General features: G+C 34.9%; 25 protein-coding genes. 14 read left to right on the top strand and 11 right to left on the bottom strand.

The window, feature by feature from the left end:
- Positions 1 to 14 precede the first annotated feature (14 nt).
- A complete protein-coding gene (locus Q0941_RS08335; protein ID WP_299292923.1) occupies positions 15 to 224 on the top strand; it encodes a hypothetical protein in 210 nt (69 codons plus the stop codon).
- Here the strand turns inward: Q0941_RS08335 and Q0941_RS08330 are convergent.
- Genes Q0941_RS08330 through pth2 form a run of 4 tightly spaced genes read right to left on the bottom strand, consistent with a single transcriptional unit; the run spans position 221 to position 3703 of the window.
- On the bottom strand, positions 221 to 451 hold the full coding sequence (locus Q0941_RS08330; protein ID WP_299292921.1) for an Lrp/AsnC ligand binding domain-containing protein: 231 nt from the start codon (positions 449 to 451) through the stop codon (positions 221 to 223). The two genes, Q0941_RS08335 and Q0941_RS08330, sit on opposite strands and share 4 nt — an antisense overlap.
- 53 nt (positions 452 to 504) lie before the next feature.
- The gene (gene truD / locus Q0941_RS08325; protein WP_299292919.1) at positions 505 to 1701 is read right to left on the bottom strand and encodes a tRNA pseudouridine(13) synthase TruD; all 1197 of its coding nucleotides are present in this window, start codon (positions 1699 to 1701) and stop codon (positions 505 to 507) included.
- Positions 1698 to 3305 (bottom strand): lyase, encoded by a 1608-nt coding sequence (locus tag Q0941_RS08320; protein WP_299292917.1) that lies wholly within the window; start codon positions 3303 to 3305, stop codon positions 1698 to 1700. Before Q0941_RS08320 ends, truD begins: the two co-directional genes overlap by 4 nt.
- A gap of 44 nt (positions 3306 to 3349) precedes the next feature.
- Complete coding sequence (gene pth2, locus Q0941_RS08315; protein ID WP_299292915.1) at positions 3350 to 3703, bottom strand: peptidyl-tRNA hydrolase Pth2; 354 nt, start codon at positions 3701 to 3703, stop codon at positions 3350 to 3352.
- 66 nt (positions 3704 to 3769) lie between these two features.
- Between pth2 and Q0941_RS08310 the strand changes: the two genes are divergently transcribed.
- The 5 genes from Q0941_RS08310 to Q0941_RS08290 are packed head-to-tail and all read left to right on the top strand — an operon-like array spanning position 3770 to position 7906.
- Positions 3770 to 4906: an NAD(P)/FAD-dependent oxidoreductase gene (locus Q0941_RS08310; protein ID WP_299292913.1), complete on the top strand. Its 1137-nt coding sequence runs from the start codon at positions 3770 to 3772 to the stop codon at positions 4904 to 4906.
- A 52-nt stretch (positions 4907 to 4958) separates the two neighbouring features.
- Positions 4959 to 5141, top strand: coding sequence for a zinc finger domain-containing protein (locus tag Q0941_RS08305; protein ID WP_299292911.1), 183 nt, complete (start codon positions 4959 to 4961; stop codon positions 5139 to 5141).
- Positions 5142 to 5146: 5 nt separating this feature from the next.
- Entirely contained in the window at positions 5147 to 5428 is a 282-nt protein-coding gene (locus Q0941_RS08300; protein ID WP_299292909.1) for an elongation factor 1-beta, read from the top strand.
- A gap of 8 nt (positions 5429 to 5436) precedes the next feature.
- Positions 5437 to 7605 carry a CDC48 family AAA ATPase gene (locus tag Q0941_RS08295; RefSeq protein WP_299292907.1) on the top strand — a complete coding sequence of 723 codons (2169 nt, stop codon included), beginning with the start codon at positions 5437 to 5439 and terminating at the stop codon, positions 7603 to 7605.
- A gap of 4 nt (positions 7606 to 7609) precedes the next feature.
- Positions 7610 to 7906: a hypothetical protein gene (locus Q0941_RS08290; protein WP_299292905.1), complete on the top strand. Its 297-nt coding sequence runs from the start codon at positions 7610 to 7612 to the stop codon at positions 7904 to 7906.
- On the opposite strand, the gene Q0941_RS08285 is transcribed toward Q0941_RS08290, so the two are convergent.
- Positions 7907 to 8794: a heme o synthase gene (locus Q0941_RS08285; RefSeq protein ID WP_299292903.1), complete on the bottom strand. Its 888-nt coding sequence runs from the start codon at positions 8792 to 8794 to the stop codon at positions 7907 to 7909.
- A gap of 98 nt (positions 8795 to 8892) precedes the next feature.
- Between Q0941_RS08285 and Q0941_RS08280 the strand changes: the two genes are divergently transcribed.
- Both Q0941_RS08280 and Q0941_RS08275 read left to right on the top strand, forming a co-directional pair.
- On the top strand, positions 8893 to 9993 hold the full coding sequence (locus tag Q0941_RS08280; protein WP_299292901.1) for a plastocyanin/azurin family copper-binding protein: 1101 nt from the start codon (positions 8893 to 8895) through the stop codon (positions 9991 to 9993).
- 2 nt (positions 9994 to 9995) lie between these two features.
- Positions 9996 to 10388, top strand: coding sequence for a M67 family metallopeptidase (locus Q0941_RS08275; RefSeq protein WP_299292899.1), 393 nt, complete (start codon positions 9996 to 9998; stop codon positions 10386 to 10388).
- Here the strand turns inward: Q0941_RS08275 and Q0941_RS08270 are convergent.
- The gene (locus Q0941_RS08270) at positions 10385 to 10771 is read right to left on the bottom strand and encodes a cyclophilin-like fold protein (protein ID WP_299292897.1); all 387 of its coding nucleotides are present in this window, start codon (positions 10769 to 10771) and stop codon (positions 10385 to 10387) included. The genes Q0941_RS08275 and Q0941_RS08270 overlap by 4 nt on opposite strands.
- A 106-nt stretch (positions 10772 to 10877) precedes the next feature.
- Here Q0941_RS08270 and Q0941_RS08265 point away from each other — a divergent pair, with 106 nt between their 5' ends.
- From Q0941_RS08265 to Q0941_RS08255, 3 genes are read left to right on the top strand one after another with little or no spacing between them, the layout of a single operon-like run.
- On the top strand, positions 10878 to 12233 hold the full coding sequence (locus tag Q0941_RS08265; protein WP_299292895.1) for an FAD-dependent oxidoreductase: 1356 nt from the start codon (positions 10878 to 10880) through the stop codon (positions 12231 to 12233).
- 24 nt (positions 12234 to 12257) lie between these two features.
- Positions 12258 to 12515 (top strand): DUF2024 family protein, encoded by a 258-nt coding sequence (locus tag Q0941_RS08260; protein WP_299292893.1) that lies wholly within the window; start codon positions 12258 to 12260, stop codon positions 12513 to 12515.
- A gap of 58 nt (positions 12516 to 12573) precedes the next feature.
- Positions 12574 to 12762 (top strand): hypothetical protein, encoded by a 189-nt coding sequence (locus tag Q0941_RS08255; RefSeq protein ID WP_299292892.1) that lies wholly within the window; start codon positions 12574 to 12576, stop codon positions 12760 to 12762.
- Here Q0941_RS08255 and Q0941_RS08250 read toward each other — a convergent pair.
- The 4 genes from Q0941_RS08250 to Q0941_RS08235 form a co-directional block, all read right to left on the bottom strand.
- Positions 12759 to 14798 (bottom strand): sodium-translocating pyrophosphatase, encoded by a 2040-nt coding sequence (locus tag Q0941_RS08250; protein ID WP_299292890.1) that lies wholly within the window; start codon positions 14796 to 14798, stop codon positions 12759 to 12761. The two genes, Q0941_RS08255 and Q0941_RS08250, sit on opposite strands and share 4 nt — an antisense overlap.
- A 35-nt stretch (positions 14799 to 14833) precedes the next feature.
- Positions 14834 to 15211 (bottom strand): hypothetical protein, encoded by a 378-nt coding sequence (locus Q0941_RS08245; protein WP_299292888.1) that lies wholly within the window; start codon positions 15209 to 15211, stop codon positions 14834 to 14836.
- A 152-nt stretch (positions 15212 to 15363) separates the two neighbouring features.
- Complete coding sequence (locus Q0941_RS08240; RefSeq protein ID WP_299292980.1) at positions 15364 to 15831, bottom strand: GTP-dependent dephospho-CoA kinase family protein; 468 nt, start codon at positions 15829 to 15831, stop codon at positions 15364 to 15366.
- Between the two features lie 41 nt (positions 15832 to 15872).
- Positions 15873 to 17012 (bottom strand): Mrp/NBP35 family ATP-binding protein, encoded by a 1140-nt coding sequence (locus tag Q0941_RS08235; RefSeq protein WP_299292886.1) that lies wholly within the window; start codon positions 17010 to 17012, stop codon positions 15873 to 15875.
- A gap of 250 nt (positions 17013 to 17262) precedes the next feature.
- Between Q0941_RS08235 and Q0941_RS08230 the strand changes: the two genes are divergently transcribed.
- Genes Q0941_RS08230 through nadC form a run of 3 tightly spaced genes read left to right on the top strand, consistent with a single transcriptional unit; the run spans position 17263 to position 18910 of the window.
- Positions 17263 to 17859, top strand: coding sequence for a DNA-directed RNA polymerase (locus tag Q0941_RS08230; protein ID WP_299292884.1), 597 nt, complete (start codon positions 17263 to 17265; stop codon positions 17857 to 17859).
- A gap of 1 nt (position 17860) precedes the next feature.
- Positions 17861 to 18049 carry a transcription elongation factor subunit Spt4 gene (gene spt4, locus Q0941_RS08225; protein ID WP_299292882.1) on the top strand — a complete coding sequence of 63 codons (189 nt, stop codon included), beginning with the start codon at positions 17861 to 17863 and terminating at the stop codon, positions 18047 to 18049.
- A gap of 42 nt (positions 18050 to 18091) precedes the next feature.
- Positions 18092 to 18910, top strand: coding sequence for a carboxylating nicotinate-nucleotide diphosphorylase (gene nadC / locus Q0941_RS08220; RefSeq protein ID WP_299292880.1), 819 nt, complete (start codon positions 18092 to 18094; stop codon positions 18908 to 18910).
- Here nadC and Q0941_RS08215 read toward each other — a convergent pair.
- On the bottom strand, positions 18907 to 19305 hold the full coding sequence (locus tag Q0941_RS08215; RefSeq protein ID WP_299292878.1) for a tetratricopeptide repeat protein: 399 nt from the start codon (positions 19303 to 19305) through the stop codon (positions 18907 to 18909). The genes nadC and Q0941_RS08215 overlap by 4 nt on opposite strands.

Genomic DNA, 19305 nt, shown 5'->3' with positions numbered 1-19305 from the left:
ACCCAATCAGACACATGAAAGGAGCAAAACCGACAATTATTGTTGGAATTATCGTGATGATTTTAGGAAATGTCTTTAATTTTCAAGGACAGTCAGTCATTGGACCTGAGACATCATTCATGTATTCAAATCCAGATTGGATAACATATGGTATCCAGATTGTAATTATTGGTGGAGTAATTTTTGGTGCAGGGGTTGCAATGGCAATGATAAAACGAAATTAGTTTATTGCTCGAAGAGTAATTGTGCTACGAATATTTGACAAATGTCTAATCTTGGATGTAATTACCTGATTCATATCTCCAGAATTTTCAGTTTCAAATTCAGCCACAATATCGTAACTTCCATAGGTAATCAAGCAATTTTTTATTTCAGGAATTTCTTTTAGTTGAGAATAAAGGGTTTGTTCTTCTCCGATCTCACAACTGATTAGCATGAATGCTTTTTCCATGAAATTCAATTTGTTTAGAAGAGAGGCTAACTTAAAGACATCTGATTCAATATTTAGAAACCAGCAGACATTGGATCACAAGGTTTCATGATCTCTCGTAACAAAATTGTTGCAAAAGAACCACGAGATAAGGTAAATTCAACAGAATTATTTTGAGAGGTATAATCAGTACAATGGATTGCTGCTTGTCTAAATCCACCTTCACTGCTGACTTCTTGCATTTCTTTAATGAAAAAATCTTTCGGAGAAATTTCTTCTTGTGCCAATATTTTTGAAATGTAAAAATCAAATCTAGTTTTTTTGTAGTAAGAGTATCCAACAAAAGGTAATGCAAGATTCTGATCCAAACCTTTAACAAATTTTCCAATTTTTCCATGAAAATCAAAACAAACATCCCCGGATTCAGCCTCAAAAAGATTTTCACCTTCAGAAAATGCACTACTCAAAGAACAATTAAACAGATATGATTGGTATGCTTGAACATAGAATCTTCGCAATGATAAAGGAATTGACTTTACTGCTTTGAAATAATCATCATGTTCGATCATTTCTTTTAGAACAATTCTTTCAATATCCATCTGATATGGAACATCTTCAACATATTTTGAATAATTTGCCTTGTCTGCTAGTTTTTCTCTAATCTCAGTATTTTCTTTAGAATCATAAATCGAAGTAAATGAAAGAATCAAGTCAACTGCTTTTTTGAAATTTTTCTGAACAATTGCCTTACCAATTAGGTGTGTTACAGGTCTTTTTGAGCCAAATCTTTGGTATCCATAAAAATTCAAAATTTTGTCATGCTCTGTAAATGAGGATATACCATCTTTGCAGTTTTGAATAACTATTTTGAAATGATTTCCTATCATATCTTTTTTTGAGAGAGGTTTTTTGACAAATCCAATGTGAGATAATGAGTATTTTTCAGAAGAAAAATCTTCAATCTGTTTTCCTTTGTTTCCTGCGCAAACATACTGCTGAGTTACTGCTGATGCATCTTTGAGGCCTAATGATTTTACACGTAGACCCTTTTTTCTAAAAATATCAGATAATGCATGATTAGTGTCAATTTTTCTTTTTTGTAATTTGTAAACAGCATAATCGCCTTCAGAATTAATTGAATTTTTTATTTTTTCTGAAATTACTTCAGATACTTCAAAATCTTCTGGAGAATTTCTAATTTTTCCACCTATCCCATCAAAACTAGTACTGTAAACATTGATTCCAATTTGAGAATCTAGGTCAGGTATCACTCTATTGTCACTGTAACAAATTTACTAATTGCAACATCAGCTGTTTGAAGTCCAATCAGAACCTTGTAGGTTCCAGGAATTGCATCTTCAGAGGCAGAGATATCTGTATGGATTGGTCTTGAAGTATCGCTATCTAACTGAAAAGCAGAGGGAGAATCATGAGTCAATTCTACATCAATGAAATCATGAGTTGGTGAAAGAAGTATCTCAACACCCATCAAATTTTGTTGAAATTGAGGAGTGACTATAAAGTTGAAATGTTTTGAATCACCGCGTTCCAAAACAATAGAGGTAGATTCTAAATCAATGTCTGCAGGTAATGGGACTGTAGTATCAACAACTCCAATATTATTTTCTACCCATTCAGTAAACCAAATTTTTGAGCCATCAATTGTAAAGTCAAACACTTGTGCAATTCCACATTCAGCAAGCATAAATCCAGTTCCAGGATCACAATCAGACCAATATGGATTTTTTGAAGGTACATGATATTCTACAAGTGAATCAGAACGAGGATCCATTACAGAGATATTGTTTGATGTCTGAGAGTTGAAGACAATTTTTCCAGTATCATCTGCTGCCATCCAGTATGGTCTTGAAATAGGTGTCTTTACAATTCCAGTTTGATTTCCATATGTGCTTAGCATAGGTTCTGCAGTAACATATTGAGTATAGGTTTCAGTCATAGGATCAAATCTAAAGAAGAAGGAAGTAGTGGTATCTGCTAACCAAATGTTCCCTTCATTATCAATTTCAATTCCATTAGGAGTTAATAGTTCAGGAGGTAATTCAAAAATCTCAATGTAGTCCATTAAAGGTAAAAATTGTTCTCCACCAGTTGCAACATTTTCAAGATAACCAGTGTGATCAAATTTTACTAAAACACCACCTTGTTGGAAGAGCCAATTAGTATACCAAACATTTGCATTATTGTCTACTGCAAAGTCGGCAGTAACTGAATTCTCAATAGGAGAAGGTAAACTGACATAGTTCACATCTTCGCCAGATTGATTAGGATCTAAAAAGGTAATTTTGTTTCCAGTAAAATCATTAATGATTATTTGAGAGCCATCAATTAGTAATTTTTGAGGTAATGAATTTCCTTCAGAGGGATATGATAATCTATTGTATTCTTCATCAAAAGTGGAAAATCGCCAAACAGAATCATGAGCTTCATCAGTAAACCAAACTGAACCATCAGGAGCATAATCTATTCCCCACATCATAGAGCGTGCACCATCTGGCCATCCAGGATTATCATATTCAGTAAAAGTTTCAGTAGTAGGATCAAACTTTCCTACACCACCAGTATTTGTTTCAGTAAACCAAACATTGCCATCATAATCAGTAACAATAGCTAATGGATTCGTACATTCAGTAGGAATTTCAAATTCCCGAACATAGGCTGTTGACTTTGGTTCATTGATTCCGCAAAATTGTGGACGATCAACATCAGGATAGTTATCTGCAGGAGTTCCAGTCATTGTCATCCTTTCACTTTCTTCTTCAGGAATAATTCCAGGAATAGCAATGGTAACTCCAGAAGTAACCATAATTCCGCCTAAAAATGCAAAAGCAAGAATTCCCTTTGTTTTCTTTTTCACAAATTAAAAACCAGTAATGCCTTGTTATATTTTATTCCCAATATTTACAATAGTTTAAGGTCGCCTGTAACTTTGTCAATCAAATTTTCAGGTGCAGGTCCAATGGAGATACAAGTTGTGGTTCCAGGAGCAATTTGCGTATGGCCAGCATCAGTTACTTCAGACCAAGGTAAATTCAAATCAATTGCATGTATTTTCACTTCTTGTAAATCTTTGATAGAGGAGACTTTGACAACAACTTTTTCTTGTCCACCCCACCATTGCTCGTACCATTCAGGATGAGATTTTCTAACATGTTCTGCACCTAGAACACAAGCATGACCAACCTGAGCAGCAATTTTCCCCTTGCCCATTTCAAGATCGGTTCTAACTACAATGACTTGCTTAATGTCTCCCATGAAAATACCAAACAAAGGCTTAATGAAAAACTTTTGAATTAAATAATTGACAAAGAAACAAAATCTGTGTACTCTGATGTTGTCGTAGCTGGTGGAAGTGTAGCAGGATTACTTTGTGCAAGAGAAATTGCATCTAAAGGATACTCGGTAACGGTTATTGAAGAAGATTATGAAATTGGCACACCAGAACACTGCGGAGGGTTAGTTAGTCTATCAGGTTTAGAAGAACTTGGAATAATTCCATTTAGAAATACTTTTGATCATTTCATTGAATCAGCAAATATCAAATCACCTAACGGAAATAACTTTACAATTGATTCAAAGAAGCAAAAAGTAATTGAGATTAGTAGAAGAGAATTAGACAAGCAAATTGCATTTCAAGCTCAAAAAAACGGCGCAACAATCAAAGTAAAAACTAGTTTTCAAGAAATCAATGATAAAGGAGTAAGAACTAATGATGAACAAATTGATTGTAAGATTTTTGTAGATGCACGAGGAGTTTCATCGCTAATTCATAAAGATAGAACAGGAATTTTATCATCAGCTCAATACGAGATTTACGCAGATTGGATAAAGAAAGGAAAAGTAGAAGTATTTTTTGATCAAGAGAAATATCCAGGATTTTTTGCATGGGTTATTCCATCAGGGGAGAGTAAAGGAAAAGTTGGAATTGCAGGTAAAGGAATCAATGTTGCTCAAGTGATGGAAGAATTACTAAAGGACAAGGGAGATTTTTCAGTGATTAGAAAGATTTTTGCTCCAATTTGGATTAAGGGTCCAATTGAAAATTTTGTAGAAGGAAAAACTGTGATAATAGGAGATGCTGCAGGACAAGCTAAACCAACTACTGCAGGAGGAATTTACACAAGTGGAATGGGAGGAGTTTTTGCAGGACAAGCAATTGCTAAGTTTTTGAAAACAGGTAATGAAAAAGATTTGGAACAATATCAGAAAAGATGGAACGAAAGATTTGGAAAAGAATTTGAAAAACAATTGCTTGCAAGAAAAATTCTTGAAAGATTAGACAACAATACAATTAACAAATTATTTGAATCTGTTACTCCAGAAATCATAAATGAAATTTCTGAAAAAGATGATTTTGATTTTCATACAGGTTCCATCATTAAATTATTAGGAGTTAAAGGATCTATCAAAACCGTTCAGACTTTGATAGGTGGAGAATTAAAAAAACTTCTAAACTAAACGTGCCCAATTTCTAAGGAAGGTATAAATGATGTTTGCCGAATTTTCAGGTATGTCATCATCTACAATCGTATTACCAAAATGTAATGGTTGCAACCGACATATTATGCCTAATGATAAATGTGTAAAATTCAACTGTCCAGAATGCGGTAATGAATTGATATGGAGATGTTCAAGTTGCAGAGAAGCAGCAAAAAGTTATACTTGTGCAACATGTGGATTTACAGGACCTTAAAGAAAATGGCACAATTACTATTTATCACAAAAATTCTCCCTGAAGGAACTGAAGTAGACTTAGACAAACTTGCTGAAACTCTGAAGTCATCATTACCAGAAGGTATCAACATGAAGAGACATGCAAAAGAACCATTGGCATTTGGATTAGAATTTTTGAAAGCCGAATTCGTTTTAGAAGACAAAGAAGGTCAAAGTGACGCACTTGAAAATGCTGTAAAAGGTACAGAAGGCGTCAGTGAATTCGAAGTACTCAACATGAGTAGAATGTCAGTAGACATGAAATAGGTGGTTTTTTGGCTCGCAAAGAAGAACCTTTGCAAATGAGAATTGGAGAAGCAAAGCAACGAGACGTAGGCAAAAAGCGTGCTAGAATCGGTCCAGAAGCAATGGACTTTCTCAAAGTAACTCCTGGAGATATTATTGAAGTGATGGGTTCAAGATCAAGTTGTGCAGTAGTATGGCCAGTTGATGAAGATGAAAAGTTTCCAGATATTATCAGAGTTGATGGGCAAACAAGAAAAAATGTTGGAGCATCACTAAATGATATCGTAAAGATTAGAAAAGTAACTTCTAAAATTGCAAAGACAATTGCATTAACTCCAGTAAATGATTCAGTAACTGTAGATAAAGAATTTACAGATTTTGTAAAAAACAGATTGAAAGGATTGCCAATTACTCACGGTGATGAAATTTCTGTGATGATTTTAGGAAATTCAATGGACTTTAAAATTACAAAAACAACTCCTAAGGGCGTAGTAAAGATTGACCGCTCTACAAACTTGAACATATCAACTGAAACTGCAGTGGATAGAAAAGTTAGAGTAACATATGAGGAAGTTGGTGGCCTCAGACACGAAGTAAAAGCAATGAGAGAGATTGTAGAACTACCACTAAAACATCCAGAATTATTTGCAAGATTGGGAATTGAACCACATAGTGGAATTTTGCTTTATGGTCCTCCTGGCTGTGGAAAGACATTGCTTGCAAAAGTTATGGCAAGTGAATCAGAAGCAAACATGTTTTCAATTAATGGACCAGAAATTATGAACAAGTATTACGGTGAAACAGAAGCTAAGCTTAGAGATATTTTCAAAGAAGCAAAAGATAATTCTCCTAGCATAATTTTCATTGATGAAATTGATGCAATTGCTCCAAAAAGAGAAGAAGCATATGGTGATGTAGAAAAAAGAGTTGTTGCACAACTACTTGCTTTGATGGACGGATTAAATGACAGAGGAAACGTCATTGTTCTTGGTGCAACTAACAGACCAGATAGTGTTGATCCTGCATTAAGAAGGCCAGGTAGATTCGATAGAGAGTTTGAGATTTCAGTACCAAATGAAGATGGAAGACTGGAAATTCTGTTAATCCATACTAGAGGAATGCCAGTTAGTGATGACATTGATTTGAAAGATTTAGCTTCAGAATTGCACGGATATACTGGTGCAGATATCAAATCATTGTGCAGAGAAGCTGCAATGAAATCAATTCGCAGATATTTACCAGAAATTGATCTTGAAACTGAAAAAATTCCTTCCGAGGTATTGCAATCAATGCAAATCAAGTTAATTGACTTCTACGATGCAATGCATGAAGTCGTTCCAACTGCAATGAGAGAGTTTTACGTAGAAAGACCAAAAGTTTGGTGGCAAGATGTTGGAGGTCTTGAAGAGATCAAAAATGCACTTACAGATAATTTGATAATGGCAATGAAAGAACCAAGTAAATTTACCAAGATGGGAATTAAACCTCCAAGAGGTGCATTGATTTACGGTCCTCCTGGCTGTGGAAAAACACTCCTTGGTAGAGCTTTGGCCACAGAGACAGGTGCAAACATGATTCTTGTTAGAGGTCCCGAAATTCTTTCAAAATGGATAGGTGAATCTGAAAAAGCAATTAGAGAGATTTTCAGAAAAGCAAAGGCCTCATCACCATGTGTTGTAATCTTTGATGAACTAGACTCACTTGCAAGAAGTAAATCAGGAGAAAGTGGGGTTGGAGAAACAATACTTAGTCAATTACTTACTGAAATTGAAGAAGGAATTACATCAAGAGTCGTAGTAATTGGAATTACAAATAGACCAGACGTACTAGACAACTCATTACTTAGAACTGGTCGCTTAGATTTAGTTCTGTATGTATCACCACCAGATGAGAAAGGAAGATTAGAAATTATTGAAATTCTTACAAGAAAAATGCCATTAAGCAAAGATGTAAAATTACAAGAAATTGCTGTTGCAACACAAAACTATACTGGTGCAGATTTAGCAGCATTATGTAGAGAGGCTGCAGTTCATGCAATGAGAAATAAATCTGCAAAAATTACTAGTCAAGATTTTGCAAATAGTTTGAAGCAAGTAAGACCATCAATTACTAATGAAGTTGATCAGTGGTATAATTCTGTGAAGGAAAGTATATCTAATGTGGTACCAAAATCAGGAGATAAGACGTTTTACGGATAATATCATGGCAATTCCAATCAGAAATAGAGTATTTGATAAGATAAAAGAAGCAGGTTCGCTAACAGATGTTGAGCTTTACAAAAGTCTAACAAAAGATGATACGGCTTTAGCTGAAGATAGATTCAACAAAATTCTTCTTGATTTAGAAATTCTTGGTTTGATCAAAGTCTCTTGGATTACAAAAGACGAAAAAAGAATAGAAGTATTTGTCGTTAAAGAAGAAAAAGATGCTGTGGATGAAGAAAACAAGAAAGTAATGGAAAAAGATTACGAAGCAAGTTTTCCTGGTTTTGACAAATAATTAGAATAAAGGAATGTGGAAGGCAGCATCTAATGCTACAGCCACGAAAATAATTGTTAGATAAGGAGCAGTAACTTTGTATGCCTTCCATGCAAATTCAGATGTTGGATTCTTTGTTAACTTGTAATGGTATGCAAGCATTAAGCCTCCAGAAACTGCTGCAATAGCAGTATAGACAACACCCATTCCATCTGGAATAAATGAAAGAATCAAAGAATATGGAAGTAAAATTAGGGTATTACCTAAAATATACTTTGAAGTTTTTTGCATTCCAATAACAACAGGTAGCATAGGAACTTCAGCTTGTGCATATTCATCTTTAATCTTCATTGCAAGACACCAAAAGTGTGATGGAGTCCAAACAAATACCAAAAAGCCAACTAAGAATCCTAAAAGATCCATACTACCAGTTGCAGCTGCCCATCCAGCCCATGCAGCAGCACTGCCAGCAATTCCACCAATGACAATGTTTGAAGTGTTAAGACGCTTCAACCAAACAGTGTAGATGATGACATAAGAGAATATACCTACTGCAATAAAGAAAGCAGAAACTGGGTTTAACAAAAAGAAACCATAGATTACAGAAATACAACTAACAACTAATCCATAAATTAAGACATGTGATGCTGCCATTCTTCCAGACGGAATAGGTCTTGAACTTGTTCTGGTCATTTTTGGATCAATGTCTTTATCATAATAATGATTCAAGGCACTAGAACCAGCTGATGCTAAAGCTCCGGCAACAATAATGTGCAAATATGCCCAATAATCAAGCTCAGGTGCCCCTGGAACTAGTTTACTTGCTGCAAACATCGAAGTCACAGCAGTGATTACTAAGAGAACTACAATTCGGGGTTTGGATATCTCCATTACTTCATTAAATCCCAACTCACTGTATCCTCTTCCAAAGCCATTTAATTTCTTCGTCTGCCAGATCTATCAGATTTCAAAAGGAATAAGTATCTCAGTCCTACCAGCTACCTTAAATGAGTAATTGGGACCTCATGATGCCAGGAATGGGACTTACAGCCATAGGTTTGGCTGGATTGACCTTATCTTATGCAGGTTTAGCACATACATTCATCGATGGTATGCACGCTCTTACAGGTTTGACCATGTTTGTAGGTTTAATCTTCTTAGCAACAGGTATTCTTGATGGAGGAGTCTCAACAAGCAACAGAGCCAAAGCAACTGTTTTGGTAATTGCATCAATTTCACTTGGATTTGGTATGTTTGCACTTACTTGGAATACATCAGATTACACAATTACATTAGCAGGAATTTTAATGGCAATTGCATTCCCATCAATTATCATTGCATACTTGGCAATGAAACATCCAAAATTACTAAAGCCAGTTGGTTCAATTGTTGGAATGGCAGGTGCAACGGGAATTATCATGTGGTTTGCGTTTGGATTTGTAAGTCCTGATCAATACATGATACCACAATCTACAGAAGTAGAAGAACCATCTGAAGAAGATGTTGCACCAAAAGGACCAGTATTTGCAATTGAAATTCTAGAAGGTTCTGCAACTCAAGGCAATCCAGACTATGATCCAGATGTTGCGACAGTGTCACAAGGATACATTGTGGAATGGACTAATGCAGATTCTGTAGCACATACAGTTACAAGTTTTGAAGATCAAGGTGAAACATTTGATTCAGGGTTGATGGATGCAGCTGCAGTTTACTCTTTAGATACAACAGATATTGCTCCAGGTGAATACGAATACTTTTGTATTGTTCATCCATGGATGGTTTCAACATTAATCATTGAAGAAGCTAAAGAACCAGTAATTACTGAAGTTATAATTCCAGAAGGAGCAGCACTACCAGAAGACGGACAAATCTACTATGATCCTGAAGTCATTGATGTTCAAGTTGGAACAACAGTAGTATGGGACAATATTGATAACACGGTACACACCGTAACATCAGGTGCACCACCAGCTGAATTAACTGAGATATTTGATTCAGAAACAATGATGGCAGGAGACAAATTCGAATTTACATTTACTGAAGCAGGAAGTTATGATTACTTCTGTGTATTCCATCCATGGATGGTTGGAACTGTTAACGTAGAATAGATTTGCAGAAGATAATTTTATCTCAATCAATTTTAGAAAATTTAAGAAAACATGCAGAAAATGAACAACCAAATGAATCCTGTGCTATACTATTTGGGAAAGAAAACACGGTTTCAGACACGTTTCTAACAGAAAATGTGGAAGAATCACCTGTAAATTTTACAATTTCAAATGAACAATTAATTGAAGGCTACAAAATGGCTGAAGAGAAAAGTCTCGAAGTAGTAGGGATTTTTCACTCACATCCAAACTCAGAAGCATTTCCATCAAATACTGATAGAAAATTCATGGAGACAAACCCAGTAGTATGGATAATCTATTCAGGAGTTAACAAAGATTTCAGAGCTTTTGTTTTGGAACAAGAAATCAAAGAAATAGAAATTTCAGAAAACTAATTCTGCAATGTAAAGGTAGCAGTTTCCCCTTCTGCTTTTTCTAGAATTTGTTTGTCAGGAAAAACAATTTTCCCAATGATATTAACAGGTGATGCAGGAGTAATTTCACCAGGTTTTCCTATTGGGGTTGGACCATAAAACAAACAGATTGCTTTTCCAGTAGGCCAATATGCAACATCATTTAGTTCAACTGGAGACTGTGCATTTTCTTCTGGTTGAGTTATGGGAGATTTAGACGAATAGATTTCATCACCCCACACATTTAGATCCACAGTAAAAGGAAGTTTCTCAACAAATTCTTTTACAGTTTTTGGGGAATTGGAATCATCTAGTTCAATATCAATTGAAGAATCATGTAATTTGATTTCTACCCTGTATTTCACGATTTAATCAAAGGCATAGAGGATAAAAATTTTGAATTGAATTATAGTGCTAACTGTCTTACAACTACTCTTTCTTTAAAACAAATGAAGTAAAAAATTAGATAATTTGAAAGAAGTTGTAATTATCGGGGCAGGAGTTAGTGGTTTATCCACAGGGGCACTATTATCAAATGAAGGAATATCTGTAAAGATTTTTGAAAAATCATCCAAAGTAGGAGGCAGAACTACATCAATGGCATATAGAAATCATATTTTGGATAATGGCTTTCACATAATGCCATTTTACAAAACATCAGCTGTATACCAAGTGCTTGAGAAAATAGGAATCACTTCAAGGCTCAAACTGGCTTTGGTAAGCGATATTTCATTCTTTAAAGACAAAAAATTCTTCAAATATCCAAAAGGAATAGCAGATATTCTAAAGCTATCAATAGTTCCCTTCTCAAGTAGGATCAAACTTCTTCGAATACTTGCTCCCATGGCTTTTTCATCAATGAAAAAAGCAGAAGAACTAGATGACAAATCACTTACGGAAATTACAAACAAGTTAGACAGTAATACAAAATCATTTTTTGATGCAGTGTGTATGTTAGCATTTGCGGATACACCTGAGCATGTGTCATTAGGAGAATTTGTGAGAACCATGATTAGAGCAAATCCATTCAAAGGAGGAACAAGTGAATTTGCATATCCAGATGAAGGAGGATATGATAAAATTTGCGAAAAATTATCAGATTTCATTATTGAAAAAAATAACCAAGTCAAATTGAATTCATCAATTAAAAAAATTGTTATTAAAGATAACAAAGTTAAGGGTGTTCTAAACAATCAAGGGGAATTCATCAAAGCAGACAGTGTAGTTGTAACATATCCTGCATACATTGCTGTGAAACAACTTTTTGACGAAAATGTATTTGATCAAGAGTTCTTGAGCAAAGTTGAAAAATTAAACAAAACAACTTCAGTTGTTGAAACTCACTTTTGTACATCAGAAAAAATTGATGACAAACAAATTGTATTTCCAATGAGTGAAAAATATACTTCAAAAGGAATCTTTTTCATTTCTAATATGACTGACAAAGTTTCACCACCAGGAGAACATCTACTAATGGCAGGAACTCCTGTTCCATCAGAGTACACAGAAAATCCTGAAAAGATCAAAGAAATTAGCAAAAAAATGAGAGAAGAGATTGCAGAAATTTATCCAAACTTTGAGAAATCACTCTTGTGGGAACGCCCAATGGCTTGGAAATTAGTAGAAGCAGTTGTAAAAGAGCCAGGAATGGTTTGGAAACAAAAAATGCCACATGAGATTAAAAATATCAAAGGATTGTATTTTGTGGGAGATTCCACTGTAAGTTATGGAATTGGTACTGATTCTGCTGCCCATAGTTCATTACTGTGTCATCCAAAAATAATGAAGCAGATGGAAACAGAGCAAGAGAATTTCATTTTGAATTAAATATCCCTTTTTTTGATTACAATTATGGAAATTCACGTATACGACACTTATGTCAAAGCAGCAGATGGTCATACCATGCACTTTGATGTAATTACTGGTGAAAAAGACCATGACAAAGCCATTTCATATGGTAAAGAATGGTTATCATCTATCGGTGAAGCTGACGCAACAATGACAACAAATGAATGTCAATTTTGTCACTCACAAGGTGCACCAGAGCCTGTAGAACAGGCAATTAAGGAAAAAGGCTACTTTATCCAAAAGATGGAAGGCTGTCCTTAAACATTTTTTTCCTTTTTCAAAAGAATTAGTTTTTTTATTATCAAGTTTTTGATTTTGTATGGTTGAACACAAATATTCAAAATGGACAGTAGAAGGAGATAAAAAAACTGAATGGATATGCGGATGCTTTCAAACTGCAGATAATTTCTTTAAATTTTGTGATAAACATGAAGAGACTTTGAAAAAAGCTATTCAAGCACAAGTCGACGAGTTAGATATGACACAAGTTGTTGAAGAAAAATCTTAGATAGCAAGAATTGCAACAAATGCAGATACAAATACGATTGCAATTGTGTTTAGTAACTTGATTACTGTGTTTAGGGCAGGACCTGCAGTATCTTTGTAAGGATCACCAATGATATCACCTACAACTGCAACTTTGTGAACTTCTGAACCTTTTTCACCTTTCATCTCAACTAATTTCTTTGCGTTATCCCATGCACCACCAGTGTTAGCCAAGTGATAAGCAAGTAGAATACCAGTTACAACTGAACCCATAAGTAATCCAGCCACTGCAGTTGGGCCTAAAATGATACCAAGAATAATCGGAGCAATAATTGCAACAATTGCTGGTTTCCAAAGTTCACGGATAGAAGCTACAGTTGCAATATCTACACACTTTGCATAATCAGGTTTTGATTTACCAGTTAAAATTTCAGGATCAGATTTGAATTGACGTCTTACCTCATCTACCATCTTGCCAGCAGCACGAGATACACCGTTAATGAGCTGACCAGTAATGATGAATGGAATTAATCCACCTACCAAAAGACCAACAATGATTGCAGGATTTGTTAAACTATAATCTAATTCTAATACACCTTCAAAGATGTGTGCTGCTTCAAATTGGAATGCTTGAATCATTGCCAATGCAGCTAATGCGGCACTAGCAATTGCAAATCCTTTGGTTACGGCTTTTGTTGTATTTCCAACTGCATCAATCTCATCAGTAACTTTACGATTTTCTTCTCCCATTCCAGTCATCTCAACAATACCACCAGCATTATCTGCAATTGGACCAAATGCATCGATACTTAGAACAATTCCTGCAAGACTCAACATTGCCATAGCAGTTAGAGAAGTTCCAAAGATACCATACAATACTGGGTCTGCACCTTCAGGAGCTGCTGCAGCTGCAATACTATAAGATATGATAATTGCTACAACTAATGCAATCATAAATGGTCCAGTTGATTGCATGCCTTTGATAATTCCCATCAATGTTAATGATGCATAACCCCATTTTGCAGAGTCTGCAATCTCATTTACAGGACCATGTTGATAACTTGTGTACCTGTCAGTAATCTTTTGAATTACAGGAACTAAAATAACTCCAATGACTGTTGTTCCAAACAAAGCATATGCTGCTTGGTTTTGCTCAATGAATTGAGTGATAAATACATAGTTTAATGCAATTGCAATTGCTGCTGAAACATAAAATGAACGATTAAGCGGTTTCATGACATCCGTAACTCCTTTAGAACCTACAATAACAACACCAATGATTGATGCAATCATTCCAGATGAGCCAACTAAGATTGGATAAAGGAAATAGTTTGGTGCACCGATTAATGCTGCAATTAGTAATGCTGCTAAAATTGTAACAATGTATGATTCGTAAACATCAGAACCCATTCCTGCTGCATCTCCAACGTTGTCTCCTACGTTATCAGCAATTGTTGCAGGGTTTCTAGGATCATCTTCAGGAATATTTGCTTCAACTTTTCCTACCAAGTCTGCACCCATATCTGCTGCTTTTGTGAAGATACCTCCACCAATTCTAATGAATAAAGCAATGAGACTTGCACCAATTCCAACACCTGCAATTGTGATTGGGTCTGGATAAACAAGGTACAATCCTGCAATTGCCATTAATGCCATTGCAGGTACTGCAAGACCAACTGTTGCACCGCCTCTAAAGGCCATAGCAAATGTTTTTCCTAATCCGTCATTACTTAGATGTGCAGCTCTTACTGCAGCTTTTACTGTAATTTTTAATGAGATAATTCCTGCTACTGCAGATAATGCAGCACCAACTGCAAATGCAAGACCGTTTGAAGGAGTAAGGAATGCTCCAATGATTACAGTTAATGCAATTGCAACAGGGACAATAATTTTCATTTCTCTTTTCAAAAATGCCGCAGCCCCAACTTTGACAGCATTTGAGATATCCATCATCTCTTTTGTTCCAGAAGGTTGTTTTGAAATCCATGCAACCAAACCTCCGGCTACTAAAAATGATGCAATTCCTGCGATAAATGGCAGAATCTCAGAGATTTCCATGTTATATCAGCTTGCCCTAGTCTGGGAAATATAAATCAAATAGCGTGGACTTTGGATCTTTTTCGATATGGCAAAAATGATTTGCCTTTCAGTCCTTGCCTAACGAGTTTGTTGAATCTCTTTCCATGGGCAAGATATGGAAATCTCATATGGATTAGTTCATGTACAATAGTATTTTCAAGAGTTTTCTCATCAGGAATTTTTCGCACGTTGATGAAGACTAGATTATGCTGAAGGTAAGCAACACCATAGTATTTGTATGCAGAAGTTCGTCTTCCTTCAGTCATTTCCTTTGGTGCGTCAAGAACCTCTTTTGTTGTAAGTAAAATTGTAGGTTCAGGAATAGAAAAACGGTTTGAGTAAATTCCAACTTTTTCTAAAATTTGTAATTTAAGATCAGGATCAAGTTTCACATAAGTACATCTTTCAATCCGTGTTTATCTTGAAATGTCAATTCTTGTGCAAATTTTGGTTTATTTTGATTCTTCTAATTATGAATTAATAGGGTCAGAGGTTTTAGTAGTGTAATCATTAATCATACAGCCACCGTCTCATCACACCCCGATTATTCCATTAGATCAAGTAAGGATTGTGTTTTATTTCTAATTTCTGGAGTAACCGTGACTATGACTAGACCTTCATTGGGCTGACCATACATTACAATTGCATTGTCAGGAGCATGAATACATACTGGAAGCACTAAAAGATCCTCTTCACCATTAACTGTCAGTCGTACAGGAGAAGGCATAGAAAGGGATTTTTTAATAACCTCAATACTTTGATTTGTAATTTCTGCTGGAGGATTATCAACGGATAACTCTGTAGTTTCAGAAGTTATTTTTGGATGAATTCTTTTTTCACGTTTTTCAATACCGTCAACAATTTGTAAAGATGGAATTAACCCAAAATCAATCATTTTTTCAGTAGTTCTATCCCCTACTGTGATTAGATAGTAATCGCTTCCAAGATGTTCTAAGATAGTTTGCTTGTCAGTCTTATCTTCAGGAACAAGTATTCCTAAAGGAATTTTCATTTGTTCTCTTAATGATTCAGGAAGTTTCACAGAAATCAGAATTAGTTTGAAGTTTGCGTTTCAGGAGTAGATTCAGTGGAAGATTCTTTTGTAGAGTCATCAGTATTTCCCTCTGACTCCATTTCTTGTTGTAATTTTGCTGCAAGAATACTACATTGTGCTGCAATATTTTTTGCAGATGCTCTAAATGCAATTGCACTTGGAGAATCAGGATCTGTCATCATAATTGGTTTTCCTGAATCAGAACCAGACATAATTCCAGAGTTTAATGGAATCTCACCTAAGAAAGGCATTTTGTATTGTTCGCTAATCTTTTTTCCTCCTCCTTGTCCAAAGATGTAATGTTTCTCATCTCCGCCAGGACATACAAAGTGACTCATGTTTTCTACAACACCAATAATTGGAACGTTGAGCTTTTCAAACATACCAATTGCTTTTACTGCAACATTGCTTGCAACATCTTGAGGAGTAGTAACTACAAGAATTCCAGTGATAGGAATAGTTTGTGCAAGTGTTAATGGGATATCTCCTGTACCAGGAGGTAAATCAACTATCAAGTAATCAAGATCAGACCAGTTAGTATCTACCAAAAATTGTTTTAAGATTCCAGAGATAATTGGGCCACGATAAATTGCTGCTTGATGGGATTGCTCAGCAAAGAAACCAAAAGAAACAACTTTCAATCCGTTTGATTCAGCTGGTTGAAGTTTATTTTCTTCAACTTCCATGTAACCATCTTTCATTCCAAGCATTAATGGAATACTTGGACCATAGATATCTGCATCAAGTAGTCCGACTTTAGCTCCAGATTGAGATAATGCTATTGCTAAGTTAAGTGAAACAGTTGATTTTCCTACACCACCTTTACCACTTGCAACGCCAATGATGTTCTTGACAGTGGCCATTCCAGTGTCTTCATCTAAGGAACGACCTTCCATTACTTTGGCAGTGACATTCATATCAAAACTCTTTAGTTCAGTCAGTTCACCAATTACTTTTCTCACATCATCTTCGATTTCCACATTGAATGGACATGCAGGAGTGGTTAGTTCTAAAGTAAATTTCAGGTTGTTATCATTTAATTCTAAATCTTTGATCATTCCCATAGAAACAATATCTTGTTTCAAGTCAGGATCAATCACAGTACCGAGTTTTTCTAAAACTTGATCTACTCCAACCATTGCGTCAAAAAGTCCATTCACAGTATTTAAACCTAGAAATTCTTAGGCGTACCTTATCTATGCAAAACTAAATTTTCAAATAAAAATTTGATTTTTCTGAATAGAAAATTGATTTTGCATAGGATGCAATAATGAGCAATTTCAATATGGAAGAAATTAGGATTTTTTTAAAAAATTACATAATTCTTTAGAAAATTAGGCGTAAAACACCCAAAGATTCATAAATTGAAATTCAAGAAAAACAGCACAGTTGTTTTCTATATCTACCCTAGTTGATGTCGTTAGGATTCCTCCAAGCTTGTTTGGAACCACACTCAAAAAGGCAGCAGTAAACATTCTCAAGGAAAAATACGAGAGTATGATTAATGCAGACTTGGGTTACATCATTATGATTTTAGATGCTAAAGTTGACGAAATGGGAAAAATGATTGCTGGAGATGGAGGTACATTCCATAAAGTCGAATTTGAAGCATTAACATTTTATCCAAAATTACAAGAAATTGTTCAAGGAGAAATAGTTGACATTACAGACTTTGGTGCATTTGTAAGAATCGGTCCAACTGATGCACTACTTCACTTGTCACAAGTAATGGATGATTATCTAAAGAGTGATGTAAAATCTGGAATGATTTTAGCTAATCAAAGTGGTAGAACATTAAAAGTGGGTTCAACACTACGTGCAAGAATTACTGCAGTTTCATTAGGAAAAGCAGCTGCAATGGGTAAGATTGGAATTACATGTAGACAACCATTCCTTGGTGCAGACGATTGGATTGCAGAAGAAATAAAGAAAGCAGGTGGCGGTGCTGAAGAGCCAGCCAAAGAAGCAGAAGTAGAGGCTAGTTAAAATGGCAAGAGAAATGGCATGCAGAAAATGTAAATTTGTTACAACAGGAAAAGTTTGCCCAGTTTGCAAGTCAGCAGATTTAACACCAGATTGGAATGGTATTGTTTTAGTAGTTGATCCTACAAATTCTGAAATTTCTAAAACATTAGGTATCACTCAAAAAGGCAAGTATGCAATCAAAGTTACATAAAAAAATTCTAAATCTTTAAAATCATATTAACAATTACCCATAATGTTGTCATTTAATTCTAAAAAACAATTATTACAATTTTTAGCTGAAGATATTGGTAAAGGTGATGTCACATCAGCATTACTAACAAAGAAAAAAATTTCTGTAAAAATTATTTCAAGAGAAAAAGCTATCATTGCAGGCACAAAATACGCAAAAGAAATTTTCAAAATTAAAGGATGTACTGCCATTATTGAGAAAAAAGATGGAAGTAAAATTTTACCAAATCAAACCATAATGAGAATAACTGGAGATGCAGGAAAGATTCTCACATGTGAAAGAACAGTTCTTAATTTACTTACAAGAATGAGTGGAATCGCTACACAAACAAATGAATTAGTAAAAAAAATTCCTAGTAGAACAAAACTATATGCTACAAGAAAAACTGCTCCTGGTCTACGTTACTTTGACAAAGAAGCAGTTGAAATTGGAGGAGGAAAAAAACACAGACTAAGATTAGATGAAATGGTCATGATCAAAGACAACCATATTGCTGCAGAAAGCTCTCTGCTATCTTTAATTCAGAAAGCAAAGAAAAAACACAAGAAATTTGAAGTTGAAGTAGAAAATATGTCAGATGCGTTGCTTGCAGCAAGAGAAGGTGCAACAATTATCATGCTAGATAATTTCACACCTGGCCAAATTTCAAAAACAATTCAAGTATTAAAGAAAAACAAATTGAGAAAAAAGGTTCAACTAGAAGCTTCTGGAGGAATTACATCAAAAAATATTTCAAAATATGGAAAAACAGGAGTAGATATAATTTCAGTTGGAAGTATTACAAATTCAGTCAATGGTATTGACGTAAGTTTGGAAGTTTAAGATAATTCAGACAACAATTCAGTAACAGATTTGTTTTTGGGATCTACTTCTTTAATTTTTTCACAACATTCAATGGCTTTCTTTTTTTCACTTAGTTTTTGATGAGAATATGCTTTTAGTAGTAAAACATCAACATCATAGGAGCCAATCTCAAGTGCTTTATCAAAATAGGAGAGTGCAGTTTTGTACTTGTTTTTCATATAGTAAATTCCACCCATAGTAAACAACACATCATGATTGTTAGGCACCTTATGGAGATATTCTGTGCCTGATTTTATGGCCTGTTCATATTTTTTGTCTTTAACAAGTTTTTTGAATTCTTTAAGTTTTTCAACATTCTTTTTTTGTTGAGGATCTTTAGGAGCTCTACTAAATAATCCAACCAATAGAGTCAC

It is taken from the genome of Candidatus Nitrosopumilus sp., assembly GCF_028278985.1.
Lineage (GTDB): Archaea > Thermoproteota > Nitrososphaeria > Nitrososphaerales > Nitrosopumilaceae > Nitrosopumilus.
This window is presented reverse-complemented; position numbering and strand designations above follow the sequence as displayed.